Source organism: Starkeya nomas, from assembly GCF_902703545.1.
Taxonomy (GTDB): Bacteria; Pseudomonadota; Alphaproteobacteria; order Rhizobiales; family Xanthobacteraceae; genus Ancylobacter; species Ancylobacter moscoviensis.
Genome location: NZ_CACSAS010000001.1, coordinates 492,355 through 508,904, shown reverse-complemented (window position 1 = coordinate 508,904; position 16,550 = coordinate 492,355). Strand labels below are relative to the sequence as shown.

General features: G+C 65.6%; 12 protein-coding genes. 11 read left to right on the top strand and 1 reads right to left on the bottom strand.

Annotation, left to right across the window (positions count from 1 at the left end; genetic code table 11):
* Together STARVERO_RS02455 and STARVERO_RS02450 are read left to right on the top strand one after the other, a co-directional pair.
* Complete coding sequence (locus tag STARVERO_RS02455; RefSeq protein ID WP_159597796.1) at positions 1-1,554, top strand: TerC family protein; 1,554 nt, start codon at positions 1-3, stop codon at positions 1,552-1,554.
* 186 nt (positions 1,555-1,740) lie between these two features.
* Positions 1,741-2,766: a GGDEF domain-containing protein gene (locus tag STARVERO_RS02450; RefSeq protein WP_159597795.1), complete on the top strand. Its 1,026-nt coding sequence runs from the start codon at positions 1,741-1,743 to the stop codon at positions 2,764-2,766.
* Positions 2,767-2,785: 19 nt separating this feature from the next.
* On the opposite strand, the gene STARVERO_RS02445 is transcribed toward STARVERO_RS02450, so the two are convergent.
* Positions 2,786-4,423: a B12-binding domain-containing radical SAM protein gene (locus STARVERO_RS02445; RefSeq protein ID WP_159597794.1), complete on the bottom strand. Its 1,638-nt coding sequence runs from the start codon at positions 4,421-4,423 to the stop codon at positions 2,786-2,788.
* A 285-nt stretch (positions 4,424-4,708) separates the two neighbouring features.
* Between STARVERO_RS02445 and STARVERO_RS02440 the strand changes: the two genes are divergently transcribed.
* The 9 genes from STARVERO_RS02440 to STARVERO_RS02400 all read left to right on the top strand — a co-directional run.
* Positions 4,709-5,770, top strand: coding sequence for a polysaccharide pyruvyl transferase family protein (locus STARVERO_RS02440; RefSeq protein ID WP_244616507.1), 1,062 nt, complete (start codon positions 4,709-4,711; stop codon positions 5,768-5,770).
* Positions 5,771-5,937: 167 nt separating this feature from the next.
* Positions 5,938-7,170 (top strand): aminotransferase class III-fold pyridoxal phosphate-dependent enzyme, encoded by a 1,233-nt coding sequence (locus tag STARVERO_RS02435; protein ID WP_159597793.1) that lies wholly within the window; start codon positions 5,938-5,940, stop codon positions 7,168-7,170.
* A gap of 41 nt (positions 7,171-7,211) precedes the next feature.
* Entirely contained in the window at positions 7,212-8,822 is a 1,611-nt protein-coding gene (locus STARVERO_RS02430) for an ABC transporter substrate-binding protein (RefSeq protein WP_159597792.1), read from the top strand.
* A gap of 17 nt (positions 8,823-8,839) precedes the next feature.
* Positions 8,840-9,856 (top strand): ABC transporter permease, encoded by a 1,017-nt coding sequence (locus STARVERO_RS02425; RefSeq protein WP_159597791.1) that lies wholly within the window; start codon positions 8,840-8,842, stop codon positions 9,854-9,856.
* Entirely contained in the window at positions 9,856-10,740 is an 885-nt protein-coding gene (locus tag STARVERO_RS02420; protein ID WP_159597790.1) for an ABC transporter permease, read from the top strand. The genes STARVERO_RS02425 and STARVERO_RS02420 overlap by 1 nt, the downstream gene beginning before the upstream one ends.
* A 10-nt stretch (positions 10,741-10,750) precedes the next feature.
* The gene (locus tag STARVERO_RS02415; RefSeq protein ID WP_159597789.1) at positions 10,751-11,749 is read left to right on the top strand and encodes an ABC transporter ATP-binding protein; all 999 of its coding nucleotides are present in this window, start codon (positions 10,751-10,753) and stop codon (positions 11,747-11,749) included.
* 2 nt (positions 11,750-11,751) lie between these two features.
* The gene (locus STARVERO_RS02410; RefSeq protein WP_159597788.1) at positions 11,752-12,744 is read left to right on the top strand and encodes an ABC transporter ATP-binding protein; all 993 of its coding nucleotides are present in this window, start codon (positions 11,752-11,754) and stop codon (positions 12,742-12,744) included.
* A 66-nt stretch (positions 12,745-12,810) separates the two neighbouring features.
* Positions 12,811-13,560 carry a helix-turn-helix transcriptional regulator gene (locus STARVERO_RS02405; protein ID WP_244616505.1) on the top strand — a complete coding sequence of 250 codons (750 nt, stop codon included), beginning with the start codon at positions 12,811-12,813 and terminating at the stop codon, positions 13,558-13,560.
* Positions 13,561-14,090: 530 nt separating this feature from the next.
* Positions 14,091-16,550: glycosyltransferase (locus tag STARVERO_RS02400; RefSeq protein ID WP_159597787.1), on the top strand; the 2,460-nt coding region annotated here is incomplete at its 3' end.

Sequence of the window (16,550 nt, the reverse complement as noted above, 5' to 3'; positions counted from 1 at the left end):
ATGCTCTTCGAATGGATGGCCGATCCCGCTGCCTGGGCCGGCCTTGCGACGCTGGTCATCCTCGAGATCGTCCTCGGCATCGACAATCTCGTCTTCATCGCCATCCTCGCCGACAAGCTGCCGCCGCATCAGCGCGACAAGGCCCGCATACTGGGGCTGTCGCTGGCGCTGATCATGCGCCTCGTCCTGCTTGCCTCGGTCTCGTGGATCGTCACCCTCACCTACCCGCTCTTCACGGTGCTGGGCAGCGAGATTTCCTGGCGCGACGTCATTCTGATCCTCGGCGGCCTGTTCCTGCTCTTCAAGGGCACGATGGAACTGCACGAGCGCCTCGAAGGCGCGCACGAAACCAAGGCGTCGAACGCCGCCTATGCGGTGTTCTGGCAGGTGATCGCCCAGATCGTCGTGCTGGACGCGGTGTTCTCGCTCGACAGCGTCATCACCGCCGTCGGCATGGTGCGCGAGCTGTCGATCATGATGATCGCGGTCATCGTCGCCATCCTCGTCATGATGCTGGCGAGCCGCCCGCTGATGGCCTTCGTCAGCCGCCATCCGACCGTGGTCATCCTGTGCCTCGGCTTCCTGCTGATGATTGGCTTCAGCCTCATCGTCGAGGGCCTCGGTTTCCACATTCCCAAGGGCTACCTCTATGCGGCGATCGGCTTCTCGATCCTGATCGAGGCCGCCAACCAGGCCGGCCGGCGCAACGTGCGCAAGCGCGTGACCACGATGGACCTGCGCGACCGAACCTCGCGCGCGGTGCTGCGCCTGCTGCGCGGCGGCGGGAGCGCGCCCGAGGCCTCGGAGGAACTGGCCGTCATCGCCTCGACGGCCGGCGGGGTACCCGCCTTCAGCGCCGAGGAAAGCACCATGATCGAGCGTGTGCTGACGCTGGCGGAGCGCCACGTCCGCTCGATCATGGTGCCGCGCGTCGACACGGTCTGGCTGGACATCGAGGATCATCCCGATGCCATCATGGACGAAATCCGCCGCAGCGGCCGCTCGCGCTTCCCGGTCTGCCGCAGCGAGGTCGACGAGGTGCTGGGCGTTGTCCATGCCAAGGACCTGCTCGCCCAGTACCGCACGGACGGCACGCTGGACATCGGCAAGGCGCTGCGCCAGCCGCTCTATGTCAGCGAGACGCTGCCGATCCTGAAGCTGCTCGACCAGTTCCGGGGCTCGCCCGTCCACATGGCCATCGTGGTCGACGAGCACGGCGCCTTCGAGGGCATCGTGACGCCGACCGACATCCTCACCGCCATCGCCGGCGACCTGCCGGAACTTGCCGGCGAGGAAGCGCCCTACGCGGTGCCGCGCGAGGACGGCTCGTGGCTGCTCGATGCGCGCATGCCGGTCGACGAGGTCGAGCGGACGCTGGCGCTGGAGGACATGCGCGGCGGCGACGACTTCGAGACGCTGGCCGGCTTCGTGCTGGCACGGCTCGGGCGCCTGCCCACCGTCGGCGAGGCGCTTGAATGGGGCGGCTGGCGCTTCGAGGTGCTCGACCTCGACGGCCACCGCATCGACAAGGTGCTTGCCGCCCCAGCGACCTGACGAAGCTGCGACCTGACGAACCTGCGACTCCGGCCGGGCCGGCTTGTCAGGAAGCCGCTGCCGCCGGCACACATAATGTGATATTCGATCTAATATCTAACCATATGCCGTCCCCCATGCGCGATGTGGGCGCTCGGGCGCGGCCGCTGCGACGCCAGCCTACATATCCTCGAGACGAGTGGGCCCATGGTCATCTCCGGCGCCATGTACGATGGCATCTTGCAGTACATGCAAGGCGGCGTGGTGGTGCTCGACCTTCAGGGCTATGTCCGGGTCTTCAACCCCGCCGCCGCGCATCTGCTCGGCGTCGACAGCGGGCATGCCATCGGGCAGCCCTTCGCCTCGCTGTTCTTCGACCACGCGGCGAACGACGACTTCTCGCAGGCCGTGCTGGACGCGATCTACGATCCCGCGCTCCAGCACGCACGCGACCTCGCCTTCTACCGCGAGGATGGACTGATCTGGCTCAACGTCATCACCTCCTTCCTCTGGGCGTCGCCGGCCGCGGGCGACGCGGCACGGAAGATCGGGCTCGTGGCGCTGTTCGTCGACATCACGCAGCACAAGGATGCCGAGCAGGAACTGCGCCGGAACAACCAGGACCTCGAGGAGCGCGTGCGCCAGCGCACACAGGAACTGGCGGACGCCAATCACCAGCTCCATGAACGGCTGGCCATGCAGGCCGAGGAGCAGAAGCAGCTTTCCCACCTCGCCCGGCACGATGCCTTGACCGGCCTGCCCAACCGCCGGCTGTTCGGCGAGCGCCTGACCGACGCGCTGGCCGGCGCGGCGAGCTTCGCCATCGCCTATCTCGACCTCGACGACTTCAAGTCCGTGAACGACACCCACGGCCACGAGGTGGGCGACTGGCTGATCGCGGCCGTGGTGGAGCGGCTGAAGACCTGCCTGGAGCCGGAGGACACGCTGGCGCGCGTCGGCGGCGACGAGTTCGCACTGATCATCGGCGATCCGAAGCGGGCCGAGGCGGTGATGGAAGCCATCATCGCCCGGGTCGGCGAGCCCTATGCCTATGAGGACGGGACCAGGCTCGATATCGGCGCCAGCGCCGGGCTGGCGCTTTATCCGCAGGCCGGCGACACGGTGAGAAGCCTCATCCGGGCGGCCGACGCCGCCATGTACGACGCGAAGCGGGCGGGCCGGCGCACATGGCGGCGGGCGGCGGCCCGCATCGACGGCGAGCTGGCCGGCTGAAGCCGCGAAGCGGCGGCCGCTATCCCTGCGCGAGGGCCGGCATCAACTCCGGCTCCGGTACCGGCACCCGCTCCGGCATCGACCATGAGCCCTCCTCTATGGCGCCTATCTGCGAGGAGATCTCGTCGCAGATAAAGCCGCTGAAGGGGCCGAGATGGGCGTAGAGCATCGCCATCTTCACCATCGGCGGCAGCGATGTCGGGTGGGTGAACAGCCCCCGGGCGATGAGCCAGGCGATGCGGCCCGCCAGCCGCGGATGCTTGACCGTGGCGGTGGCCATGAAGCGGATCAGGTGCTTGGCGTCCGCCATCGCGCGGCCGAGGTTGAAGCCACCCTTGATCGAGCGCACGCGTAGCTTGCCCCCGGCCCGCGCCACGCGCTCGAAGAACACGTCAGGCGCGTAGATCCTCGATATGACTCCGTGGAAATCGCGCAGGATCTCCTCCCGCCGGCGGCGCGTGACGAAATTGAGCCCGGCCACGCACTGGTCGGACCCCAGCCCGTCGTCAATGTCCACGCCGTGGCCGGCGAACAGCCGTCCCTCGCGGGTCAGCCGGGTGGTGAGCTGCGTGTTGGGCAGGGCGTAGAGCAGCCCGACCATGCTGATGGGGATCGGCGCGTCCTCGATCAGCGCCGTCATACGCTCCCCGGCCCCCGGCTTCTCGTCGTCGAAGCCGAGGATGAAGCCGGCGATGACCACGATGCCGGCCGCATAGATCTTCTCGATGCTGGCGACGATGTCGCGCCGCGTGTTCTGCTTCTTCAGCGCCGTCCGCAGCACGTCCTCGTCCGGGCTCTCGATGCCGACGAAGACGGTGAAGAAGCCGGCCTCGGCCAGAAGATCGAGCAGCGCCGCGTCGTCCGCGAGATTGATGGAGGCTTCCGTCGAGAACTCGAACGGATAACGGCGCGCCTTCTGCCACGCGATCAGCGAGGGCAGGAACGCCTTCACCGCCTTCTTGTTGCCGATGAGGTTGTCGTCGACGAAATCGACATGGCCGCGATAGCCGAGGGCGTAGAGCGCGTCGAGCTCGGCAAGCAGCTGGCCGGTGGTCTTGGTGCGCGGCACGCGGCCATAGAGCTCGATGATGTCGCAGAACTCGCAGGTGAACGGGCAGCCGCGCGAGAACTGCACGCCGATGAAGAGGTAGTTGCGGAAATCGAGCAGATCGAAGCGGGGCACCGGGGTGCGGGTGACATCCGCCTGGAACTTGGGGGCGATGAAGTCGCCCGAGGTCTCGCCGGCGTTCCAGGCGGCGATGAAGGCGTCGATGACGCCCTCGGCCTCGCCCAGCACGCGGAAATCGGCGGAGGCATAGAGCTCGGGGCTGGAGGTCGCGTCCGGCCCGCCGATGGCGACCGGCTTGCCCGCGGCATGGGCCATCTCGACGATGTGCAGCGTGTCGCTCTGCTGGGGCAGCATGCCGCCGGTGAGCACGAGGTCGGCCCAGGCGATGTCCTGCTCGCCCAGATCCTCCACATTGCGATCGACGAGCCGCACTTCCCAGCTCGCCGGCAGCATCGCCGCCACGGTGATCAGGCCGAGCGGGGGCGACGGGTAGCGGGCTCCCGCCAGCGTGCACGTCTCCCTGAAATTCCAGAAGGAAGGACCAGAAAATCTCGGATATACGAGTAATATTCTGGTGTTCTCCGGCATTTTTATACCTCTTTCGATCCGTCGAATACCATGACACCTCAAAGAAACATGACGAATACGATCTTATGCAGGTAAAGCCGCCGGGAGACACGCCCAAAGGGTTGCGCCCACACCGCACTGCAATCAGAGCGGAACGGCACCGCAGCATAACGAGGCGCGATCGGGGCGGATTGATGGGATTTTCCGGAGATAAATCATAACGCCGCGTCATTGCGCGGCAGATCGAGACCGACGACTATATGTGCCGGATAGGCGGTGTTTTCTGATCAAGTGTCGGGAGTTCTCATGGCCGCAATACTCGACGAACTCGTGGAACGGACCGGCAGCATACCGCTCGGCTGGGCCGGTTCGACTTTACAAATGAATTATCTCAATTTTGGAGATGCTTTGAGCCCGGTCATGGTGGCGCTGGTCAGCGGCAAGCCGGTGCACCGGCTGCCGACCCAGTCGAACGCGCCGCGCATGGCGGCGGTCGGCACGATCGGGCATGGTTTTTCCGGCGGTGACGTCTGGTTCTGGGGCACCGGCTGCTCGAACTGGCGCAACCCCTCCCGCCCCGAGCCGGAACGCGAGGCCTTCGTGCCGCCGCCGGGATCGCGCTTCCACGTCAACGCCACGCGCGGCCCGGTCTCGGAAGCGCTGCTGAACGGCGGCGGGCGCGGCTCCGGCGTCTATGGCGATCCCGTCTGGCTGCTGCCGCGCTTCCACGCGCCGCCGGTGGCGAAGAAGTGGAAGCTCGGCTGCATCCTGCACCTCTCGGAACTGGCGGACCGCGAGCTGGAAGCCCATCCGCGCGAGGAACTGCTGCGCTACCGGATTCCGGCCGAATTCCGCGACGACGTGCACCTGATCACCACCGTGACGCCGATCTCGATCGACGGGTTGCGCGACAAGATCGACGAGATCCGCGCCTGCGAGCGCATCGTCTCCACCAGCCTGCACGGCATGGTGATCGCCGAGAGCTACGGCATTCCGTGCCTCTACTTCTCGCCGGCGACGGCGGGCACAGGAGCCGGCGACCTCGATCTGGGCGCGGATTCCACCGTCGACCTGCGGATCATCGATCTCTATCGGGGGCTGGGACGCGAGCGGCTGCGCGCCTATCTCCAGCCGCGCGGAGCGCCGACGGACTGGGCGGCGCTGATGGCCGCGATCGACGCCAACTGGACCCCGGTCGACCTGCCGGACGCCGACGCGCTGGTCGAGGCTCTGCCCGTCACCCCCTCCCCGCTCGCGGCGCCGGCCGGCGGCACGATCTGGGATCACCCGATCATCCGCGGCCTGACGCTCCAGCACGACGTGACACAGCTCCGCCGCGACGAAAAGCGCCGCGCGGCGGCTGGGTGAGAGAGGGAGGGGCGCGCGAACGCCGCCGGATCGAAGCGGCAATCGTAGCTTTCGCGGGAGAACCCCCCATCGAATGCGCGGGGTCTTACTTTCGGTAGATTGACGCTCCGGCCTCGCCCGAACACCTTTGCGGCTGAAATTTAGGCATGCACAGGTGAGAAGCGACGATGAGCAATTCGCTTGATCGCGCATTGCGTGAACGGGCAATGAAGGTGGTTCCGGGCGGCATGTGGGGACACATGCACGCCAAGGATCTGCCCGAGGGCTACCCCCAGTATTTTGCTCGTGCCGAGGGCACGAAGCTGTGGGATGTCGACGGCAACGAATATCTCGACTTCATGTGCAGCTGGGGGCCGATCATTCTCGGCCACCACCATCCCGAGGTCGACGCCGCCGCCTTTGCCCAGTACCAGCGCGGCGACGCCATGAACGGCCCCGCCGAGGCGATGGTCGAACTGGCCGAGCTGATGGTGGAGTTGATCCCCCACGCCGACTGGGCCCAGTTCGAGAAGAACGGCACGGACGCGACGACGACGGCGGCGACCATCGCCCGCGCCGGCACGGGAAGACGCAAGATCCTCGTCGCCAACGGCGCCTATCACGGCGCCGTGCCGTGGTGTTCGCCTTCGCTCATCGGCGTCACAGCCGAGGACCGCGCCCACATCCTCACCTACGACTACAACGACATCGAGAGCCTAAATGCCGCCGTCGCCAAGGCAGATGGCGATCTCGCCGGCATCATCGTCAGCGCCTTCAAGCACGATTACGGCAAGGACCAGCAACTGCCCACGGTGGAGTTCGCGACTGCCGCCCGCGCCGCCGCCGATGATGCCGACGCCGCGCTGATCGTGGACGACGTGCGCGCGGGCTTTCGCCTGTCTCTCGGAGGCAGCTGGGAACGGGTCGGCGTACAGCCCGACCTCGCCGCATGGTCCAAGTCCATCGCCAACGGCTTCCCCCTGGCGGCGGTGACCGGCAATGACCGCTTCCGCGCCGCGACGCAGTCCATCTTCACCACCGGATCCTTCTGGTGCGGCGCGATGTCGATGGCCGCCGCCGTGGCGACGCTGAGCATCCTGCGCCGCGACGACGCCATCGCGCATATGGAGCGCATGGGCACGCTGCTGCGCGAGGGGCTCGCCTCGCTGAGCGCCACCTACGACATCCCGATCCGCCAGACCGGCCCCGTGCAGATGCCGCTGATGCTGTTCGATGACGATGCGGATGCCCGCAAGGGCTTCGCCTTCTGCTCGGCGGCGATCAAGGCGGGAGTCTACTTCCATCCGCTGCACAACATGTTCCTCAGCGCGGCGCACACGCCCGGGGACATCGCCCGAGCGCTCGAAGCCGCCGAACTGGGATTCCGCAGCGTGCGCGCGCTCACGCCGGCCACCGCCTAAGCGTTCCCGCCCTTCCGCCCCATTCGTCCGGAGATACCGCCATGGCCAGACGTTCCCGTCCCGCTCTCTCGACACGCCTCGCCGCCGCGCTGCTGGCGTCCGTCTTCCTCCTGCCGTTCGGTTCGCCGAAGGCAGGAGCCGCCGACGGGCCGATCGTCGTGGCCCGCGACATGGACATCAATTCGCTCGATCCGGCGCGTGCTTACTGCGACACCTGCCAGATCTATCTCTCGTCGGTCTATGCGACGCTGCTCACGCTGGCGGCGGACAACCAGACCATCATCCCCAGCCTTGCCAAGAGCTGGGAGGTGAGCCCGGACGTCACCACCTTCACCTTCCACCTCGACCCGGCCGCCACCTTCTCCGACGGGAGCCCGGTGACCGCGGCCGACGTGAAATGGACGCTGGAGCGCCTGAAGAACATCAAGGGCGGCCCGGCCTACCTGATGGACAGCCTGAAGTCGGTCGAGGCGAAGGACGACAAGACCGTGGTCATCACCGCGACCACGCCCAACTCCGAATTCCTCGGCATCCTTGCGGCGCCCTATACCGGGATCATCAACTCCAAGCTCGCTTCGGCCAACGGCGCCAACGCGAAGGACGACGCGGCGACCTCGGACACCTCCGACACCTGGTTCCTTGCCAATTCGGCCGGTGCCGGCCCGTTCGTGCTGGAGAAATACACCGCTGACGATTCCCTGCGCCTCACGCGCAATGACAAATACTGGGGGAAGAAGCCGGCCATCTCCGGGGTCGTGCTCAAGCAGACCGCCGACGCGGTCACCCAGGCGCAGATGCTCCAGTCCGGCGCCGCCGACATCGCCATGCAGGTCGACCCCGATACGGCGAAGACCGTCTCCGCCCCCGACGCGACCTTCAAATCCGTTGCATCCTTCAACTACGTCTACGCAGCGATCAGCCCGGCGGCCAAGAGCGCCCCGGTTCCGCTGACCAAGGAGGTGCGCGAGGCCATCGCGCTCGCGCTGGACTACAAGGGCATCATCGACTTCACGGTCGGCGGCGACGGCAAGGAGCAGCCCTCCGCCATACCGAACGGCTACCCCGGCACGACGGACCTGCCCGCGCCCGTCTCGAACATCGAGAAAGCGAAGGAATTGCTCGCCAAGGCCGGTCATCCGGACGGCTTCGCCATGGAACTGGAGTTCCCGGCGATGAACGTCTACGGGGTCGACCTGTCGCTGTTGGCACAGAAGGTGCAGCAGGATCTCGGCAAGATCGGCATCAAGCTCTCGCTGAAGCCGGTTCCCTTCACCGTATGGGCGAGCGACATCGACAATCCCGGAGTTCCCTTCGCGCTCGGCTTCTTTGCGCCGGACTATTTCGGCAGCGCCCAGTACGTCCAGTATTTCGGCATGCTGCCCGGCATGCCCTGGGCCAAGCGCGCCGGCGTCGGAAGCCAGCCGGGTCTCGACGGCAAGGAACAGCTCGAAATGTACCACAAGGCGCTCGCCGCCACCGACGCCGCGGCGCAGGAGAAGGCCTATCACGACCTCGCCCTCAGGATGATCGACGACAAGATCATCGTGCCGCTGGTCAGCCCGAACCTTGTCCTCGCCTACCGCAACGACGTCAGCGGCGTGCGCTACAGCGCCTGCTGCAACCTGCCGCTTGGCGAAATCGAGAAGAAGTAAGGGCCTGAGACTGCGCCATGCTGAAGGTCGTCGTACAGCGATTGCTCGTGATGCCGTTCCTGCTCCTCGGGATCGTGACGGCGACCTTCCTGCTCGCGCAGTTCACCAAGGGTAATCCCCTCGTCTCGATCATCGGCGCGCGCAATCTCGACAACCCCGAGATCGTTGCCGCCGCCAAGGCCCGCTGGGGGCTCGACGGCTCCGTCCCGGAACGCTACGCCGTCTACGTCTGGAATCTCGTCCACGGCGACCTCGGCACCTCGTTCCGCACCAAGCAGCCGGTGCTGACCGATCTGCTCCAGCGCCTGCCGGCAACGCTCGAGCTCGTCATCTGCGCGATGATCGTCGGCACCATCGGCGGCATCGTGCTGGCAATCATCTCGGCCGAATTCAGGAACACGTTTGCCGACCACCTCGCGCGACTGATCGCGCTGACGGGTTCATGCCTGCCGGTATTCTGGCTGGGCCTCATCGCGCTGTTCCTGTTCTCGGTGCAGATGAAACTGCTCCCCGGCCCCGGTCGGCTGGACATCCGTGCCGTCGCCCCGCCGACCGTGACCGGCTTCATGCTGATCGACACCCTGCTGGCCCGCGATGGGTCGGCTTTTCTCGACGCGCTGCGCCACCTCGTGCTGCCGTCGCTGGTACTCGGCTGGTCGGTCGTCGGCATCATCGCGCGGATGGTGCGAGCCTCCATGCTCGACGTGCTCGGGCAGGACTACATCACCATGGCGCGGGCAAAGGGCGCCGGGCGGCTGCGGGTGCTCATCCACCACGCCCTCGCCAATGCGCTGATACCGGCGCTGACCATCCTCGGCTTCACCTTTGCCTATCTCATCACCGGCTCGGTGCTCGTGGAGACCATCTTCTCCTGGCCCGGCATCGGTTCCTACGCGGTGGATGCGGCGCGCAGCCTCGACTACCCCGCGATCACCGGCGTGACGATCATCGGCGGGCTCGGCTTCCTCATTGCGAACCTGCTGACCGATATCGCCTATGCGGCGGCGGATCCGCGCATGCGGGAGGCCGGCTGATGCTCTTCAGCCCCGCCCGCACGCTCGAACGCCCGCGTCCGCGTCTCTCGGCCTCCGTTGGCCGTTTTGTCCGCCATCTTGGCTGGCGGCAGGCCCCGGTGATCTTTGCCGTGGCTGTCCTTGTCAGCCTCGTCGTCATCGCCGTCACCATTCCCTGGTGGACGCCCTACGACCCGATCGGCCTCGCCGGGCGGCGCCTCCAGCCGCCAAGCGCCGCCCACTGGCTCGGCACCGACGCCCTTGGCCGCGACGTGCTGGTCCGGACGCTCTATGGCGCGCGCTACTCGCTCCCCATCGCCGTCTCTGTCCTGATCGTCGCGGTGGGCATCGGCGTTGCGGTCGGGGCACTGGCCGGCTTCCTCGGCGGCATCGTCGACAACGTGCTGATGCGGCTTGCGGACATCACCCTCGCCTTCCCGCCCGTGCTCCTCGCCATGGCGATCGCCGCCTCGCTCGGTCCGGGCCTCGTCAACACGGCACTCGCGCTCATCATCGTCTGGTGGCCGATCTATGCACGCCTGATGCGTGCCCAGGTGCTGAACGTGAAGAAGCTCGACCATGTCGACGCGGCGATCGTCGGCGGGGTTAAGCCCGGCCGGCTTCTGGTCAAGCACATCATGCCGCTGTGCTGGAGCCCGATCCTCGTCAACATGACCATGGATGTCGGGCAGGTGATCCTGCTCGCCGCCGGCCTCAGCTTCATCGGCCTCGGGGCGCAGCCGCCGACCCCGGAATGGGGCCAGATGATCGCCGAGGGCGCGTCCAATTTCTATTGCTGGTGGATTGCGCTCGGGCCGGGCATGGCGATCTTCCTCGTTTCGCTGAGCTCGAACTTCCTGGGCGACGCGCTGCACGACGTCTCCGATCCGCGCGGCCGCCAGTGAGGAAGACGACATGAACCTTCCTCTCCTCGACATCCGCGGTCTCGCCGTCACCATTCCCACCCGCGACGGCGAGCGGGCAGCCGTCTCCAATGTCGACTTTTCGGTCCAGCGGGGAGAGGTGGTCGGCCTCGTCGGCGAATCCGGTTCCGGCAAGAGCCTGTCGATGCTGGCCGTCATGGGGCTTCTGCCCCGTCATTTCGGGATATCCGGCTCCATCCGGTTCGATGGCGAGGAGATCTGCGGCGCCTCCGAGCGGCGATTGCGTGCCCTGCGCGGAAAGCGCATCGCCATGGTCTTCCAGGACCCGATGACGGCGCTCAACCCGGTGAAGACCATCGGGACGCAGATCGTCGAGATGGTCCGGCTGCACAATCCGGGGCTTTCGCGGCGCGAGCTTCGCGCTAAGGCCCTCTCCCTGCTGGAAGCCGTTGCCATTCCGGCACCGGAGCGCCGCTTCGATCAGTATCCGCACGAATTCTCCGGCGGCATGCGGCAGCGGGTGGTCATCGCCATCGCCATCGCCAACGATCCCGACCTCCTGATCGCCGACGAGCCGACCACGGCGCTCGACGTGACGATCCAGGCGCAGATCGTGGAGATCTTCGCCCGGCTGCGCGAGGAGCGCGGCATGGCGATCGTGCTGATCACCCACGATCTCGGCCTGGTGGCAGGCCTCGCCGATCGCATGAGCGTTCTGTATGCCGGCCGCGTGACGGAGAGAGGCCCGGTGGAGCCGCTTTTCGCGACGCCACGCCACCCATACACGGCCAGCCTGCTGGCGGCCGTACCATCCATCGACGACGTGAGCGAACATCTGCACGCCATTCCCGGCACGCCGCCCTCGCTCGCCGACCGCCCGCCCGGCTGCCCCTTCGAGCCCCGCTGCGGCTTTGCCGTATCTGCGTGCCGGATGAGCGAGCCCGACCTGGTCCGTTTCGACCGTTCGGTCGTCGCCTGTCACCGCGCCGGCGAGCTGTCCCTCGCTACGCTGATGCGGGAGCCAGCCTGACCATGCATACCGAGCCTGTCGAACTACCGCCCCTTCTGGACGTGCAGGACCTGCGGGTGGAATTCCCGGTGCACCGGGGGCTCGTCTTTTCCCGCGTGGTCGGCACCGTCGGCGCCGTCGCCGGCGTCTCCCTGCATGTGGAGCAAGGCGAGACGCTGAGCATCGTCGGCGAGTCCGGCTGCGGGAAGTCGACGCTCGCCCGCGCCATCATGGGTCTTGTCCGGCCGAGCGCCGGACACATCCGTTTCCGCGGCAACGACCTCTCGGGTCTCTCGCCAGCGAAGATGAGGCCGTACCGGCGCGACATCCAGCTCGTCTTCCAGAATCCCTATGCCTGCCTCAACCCGCGCATGACGGCCTACGAGAACATCGCCGAGCCGCTGCGCATGCTGGATCTCACCAGCCAGGAACGCCACGCGAGGGTCGTGCGGGCCATGGAGCAGGTGCAGCTCCTGCCCGAACAGGCCGACCGCTATCCCTTCGCCTTCTCGGGCGGCCAGCGCCAGCGCATCGGCATTGCCCGCGCCCTGGCCGTGGAGCCGGACGTGATCCTGCTCGACGAGCCGGTCTCCGCTCTCGACGTGTCGGTGCAGGCCGGAGTGCTCAATCTGCTGAAGGATATCCAGAAGCGCACCGGCATCGCCTATATCTTCATCGCCCATAACCTCGCCGTCATCCGCCACATGTCCGATCGCATTGCGGTCATGTATCTCGGCCGGGTGGTGGAAACCGCAGGACGCGACCGGCTCTACGGTGCCCCCGCCCATCCCTACACGCAGGCTCTCCTCTCCGCCGCTCCGATCCCCGACCCCGTGCGCGAGCGCTCGCGCCGGCGCATCGTGCTGGCAGGCGACGTGCCCAATCCCGCGCAGCGGCCCTCCGGCTGCGGCTTCCGCACCCGCTGCCCGAAGGCGCAGGCGATCTGCTCCACGATCGATCCGGAGCCAAGGGAGATCGCGCCCGGGCACACGGCCTGCTGCCATTTCCCCGGATAAACCCGGAAGCGTGGCAGCATTCTTGCTTGGGACGCAGGCAATGCCCCTTTGATTGGGAGGACGATGATGTCCCGACTCTCGGGAGCCGCTCCCTCGCGTGCCACCGACGAGCAGATCGCCCGCATCCGCGACGTGGCAATGCGCACATTCCAGGCCTCCTCGACGGTCGTCTACTGGATCGACGACCGTCGCCACATGGTGGTGGCCGACGTTGTCGGCCCGGGCATGCGCTACATCGACCGCTACATCCGCGACATGAAGCCATTCGACCCGCTGAATATCGAACGGCTTGTCGCCTCCGGCAAACGGATCGCCACGATCAGCCAGGACCGGCATCTCGCACCAGCATGCGACTTCGAGCATTATCGGGGTTATCTGCGGGACAGCGATGTCACCGATGTGCTGGACTTCGTGTTCTGGTGCGACGACGAGCCCTTCGCCGGCCTGGGTATCCTCAAATCCCCGGACGATCCTTCGATCAGTGAGGAGACGCTGAGAATCGCCACGTCGCTCCAGCCCTATCTCGAATTCAATCTCGGCAACCATCCCCGCCACCGCCTCTGGCGGCGCCACCGGCAGATGCGGCTGATCTACGGGCTGACCGATCGCGAGATCGAAGTCGCCGAACTGATCGGCAACGGCTCGACCAATCAGGACATCGCCGACGCGCTGGAGATCGGACTGGGCACGGTGAAAACTCACTTGCTGCGGATCTTCCGGAAGATGGACGTTTCCAACCGCACCAGGCTGTCGGCCCGACTCGCCGGCATCGATATCGACGCGACAGCCTCCATCGTCCGGCACGGCATGCTGTAGATACGCGTACGTACCGCGCCGCGGGGAGCTCGGGGCGGATGACGATTTCGAAAAGGCGGCTCCCGCTGGGCCGGAATTGATTTCCTGCAGCCGACAGACCGCAAAACACGCGGCATGTCGTTTATCTCTTACGAATCGTGCAAATCCTATTGCGTCGATCCATCCGAATCTCGCACTGACCATGTGTCACACACCCGACATCGGAAACCGGGTTGAATGAGATGAAAATCAAACGGGAACACCTGCCGAAAATCGGACAGCGCCCCGAGCAGGGAAAATAGCAAATAAGTATTATATTAATATTTTATCCGCATGAGGCGGAATTGCATTCCGAAAATTCGATCCGTCACATTATCATATTCCGATCATTCTTTGGACTATATGAGCTATTTCCAGTTTTGTGACTTCAATGGAAATTTCTATTGTAACAATTCCATTTCATGCACGATCGCCTGAACCAACCTACACGACAATGCCCGACGCCCTTATGATGACGCGACTGTACGTAGCTGTGGCGGAGCACTTGTCTCGTGGCTGAACAGGGTTATGGGGAAGAGTATTTCCTCTCGCATTGCGGCCTGCCCTATCACCGTGACGAGCCTCACTGGTTCAGGTTCTTCGGCGAGGTAGCCCGGCGGATCGACGAGACCCTTAACCCCAGGAGGGTCTTCGACGCGGGCTGCGCTATCGGTTTCCTCGTGGAAGCCCTGCGGAGCCGGGGCATCGAGGCTTTCGGGCGCGACTTTTCGAGCTATGCCATCGAACAGATTCCCGTCGGCCTTCGCCCATTCTGCGAATGCGGGTCCATCGCCGAACCGATCGAGGGCAGCTATGACCTGGTGACCTGCATCGAGGTGCTGGAGCACATGCCCGCCGACGAGGCGCGGCGCGCGGTCGAGAACATGTGCCGCGCCTCCTCCCGAATCCTGTTCTCGTCCAGCCCCACGGATTTCACCGAAGAAACCCACATCAACGTCCAGCCACCGCGCTACTGGATGCAGATGTTCGCGGAGCAGGGGTTCGGACCGCGCGCGGACTACGACGGCTCCTTCCTCTGTCCCTGGGCCATCCTCTTCGAACGCAGATCAGTGCCGCCCGAACCGGCCGAACTCGATGCCCAGGCGCATCTCGTGCTGGCGCGGATGAGGATCTCGGACAACAAGGCGTCCGCCGAAGCCGGAATGCGTTCGCTGCTTGCTCAACTGCAAGGAGAGATGAACGATCTGCAGAACCGCTTCACCGCACTGCAGGCCGGCAATGTCGAGGCGCTGAAGGGCATCGAGACACACCAGAGCGAGGTCACGCTGGGCCTGCGGGCACGAGGGCAGGACGTCGTTCAGTATAGCGAGCACTCCGCCCATATCGAGAAGGTGGAAGCTGAGCTGAACGCGCTGCGCGATCAACTTGCACTCCTTCAGGCGAGTTGCGCGAACAACCGGGCGACCCTGGAAGAGCAACGGGCCAAGGCGAGCCGCAACCAGCAGGCGCACGAACGCGAACTCGCCTTCTCGAAACGTCAACTATCCCGTAATGAGACCGAGATTGCCGAGCTCCGGAACCGGATCTCGGCCTTGGAGAACCGTCGAAGCATGTTCCGCCTTCCATTTCGTCGAAAGTCCCGCAACCGCCGTGCTGCAGCTCTTCCCCGCCCCGAAGAAATCGAGGTGCAGGCATCCGGTCTTTTCGATGCGGAATGGTACCAGGCCAGCAATCCCGATATAGGTCACTATGACGGTGGTCTGCTTCGGCATTACTTCGAGCACGGAGCGGCCGAAGGGCGAGACCCCAACCCACATTTCGACACGAGCTGGTACGTAACAACCTATCCGGAAGTCGTGGAGAGTGGACTGAACCCGCTGCTTCACTATATCCGGGTTGGCACTAAAGCCGGCCTCAAGCCCTCAGAAGACTTCGACCCGGCTTGGTATCGGAAGGTCTATCCCGATATTGCAGGAGCTGACGTTGAACCTCTGCGACACTACTTGCAGCATGGCAAGGTAGAAGGTCGACATGGAAGCGCTGATTCTGGTAATCGCATCTATCGTGACTGGGTGAAGCGGCACGACACGCTGTCGGCGGCGGATCGGGAGGCGATCCGGGCGCATCTCGCGCAGCTGCCCTATAAGCCCCTCATCTCGGTGATCGTGCCGACCTACAACACCCCGGCCACCGTCCTGCGTGAGATGGTCGAATCGGTAAAGGCGCAGCTCTATCCGAACTGGGAACTGTGCATCGCCGACGACGCCTCGCCCGAGCCGCATGTCGCCGCCCTGCTGGCCGAACTCGCGGCCGGCGATCCGCGCGTCAAATGGGTCCAGCGCGAGAGCAACGGCCATATCTCCGCCGCCAGCAACAGCGCCCTGGAACTGGCGAGCGGCGCGTTCGTCGCTCTCCTGGATCATGACGACCTTCTGGCCGAGCACGCCCTCTATGAGGTCGCCGTCGAGCTGAACGCCCATCCCGATGCCGAAATCGTCTACTCCGACGAGGACAAGATCGACGAGAAGGGCGAACGCTACGACCCCTACTTCAAGCCCGACTACAGCTACGAGCAGCTCCTCGGCCAGAACGTCATCAACCACCTCGGCGTCTACCGGCGGGACAGCGTGATCGCGGTCGGCGGCTTCCGGCTTGGCCTGGAGGGTAGCCAGGACTACGACCTGGCCCTGCGCATCGTCCATCGCTGCGCGCCGGAGCAGATCCGCCACATACCCGCCATCCTGTATCACTGGCGCCAAAGTCCGAACGGCAGCTCCTTCTCGCAGGAACAGCTCGAACGCTGCATCGTGGCCGCCCGCGCGGCGATCCAGGAACGGCTCGACGAGACCGGTACCCGCGCCGCCGTCGCGGTCAATCCGGCCGCGCCGGTCTGGCACCGGGTGACGTGGGCGATCCCTACGCCAGCGCCGCTGGTGAGCATCCTCATCCCCACACGGGACCGCGCCGGTCTCGTGCGCCAGTGCGTCGATGGAATCCTCGACCGCACCGAC

Coding starts and splice junctions, on each gene's coding strand:
- STARVERO_RS02440 (WP_244616507.1), top strand. CDS start 4,709: ATGGCCGCAATACTCGACGAACTCGTGGAACGGACCGGCAGCATACCG.
- STARVERO_RS02405 (WP_244616505.1), top strand. CDS start 12,811: ATGTCCCGACTCTCGGGAGCCGCTCCCTCGCGTGCCACCGACGAGCAG.
- STARVERO_RS02410 (WP_159597788.1), top strand. CDS start 11,752: ATGCATACCGAGCCTGTCGAACTACCGCCCCTTCTGGACGTGCAGGAC.
- STARVERO_RS02435 (WP_159597793.1), top strand. CDS start 5,938: ATGAGCAATTCGCTTGATCGCGCATTGCGTGAACGGGCAATGAAGGTG.
- STARVERO_RS02425 (WP_159597791.1), top strand. CDS start 8,840: ATGCTGAAGGTCGTCGTACAGCGATTGCTCGTGATGCCGTTCCTGCTC.
- STARVERO_RS02415 (WP_159597789.1), top strand. CDS start 10,751: ATGAACCTTCCTCTCCTCGACATCCGCGGTCTCGCCGTCACCATTCCC.
- STARVERO_RS02450 (WP_159597795.1), top strand. CDS start 1,741: ATGGTCATCTCCGGCGCCATGTACGATGGCATCTTGCAGTACATGCAA.
- STARVERO_RS02455 (WP_159597796.1), top strand. CDS start 1: ATGCTCTTCGAATGGATGGCCGATCCCGCTGCCTGGGCCGGCCTTGCG.
- STARVERO_RS02420 (WP_159597790.1), top strand. CDS start 9,856: ATGCTCTTCAGCCCCGCCCGCACGCTCGAACGCCCGCGTCCGCGTCTC.
- STARVERO_RS02430 (WP_159597792.1), top strand. CDS start 7,212: ATGGCCAGACGTTCCCGTCCCGCTCTCTCGACACGCCTCGCCGCCGCG.
- STARVERO_RS02445 (WP_159597794.1), bottom strand. CDS start 4,423: ATGCCGGAGAACACCAGAATATTACTCGTATATCCGAGATTTTCTGGT.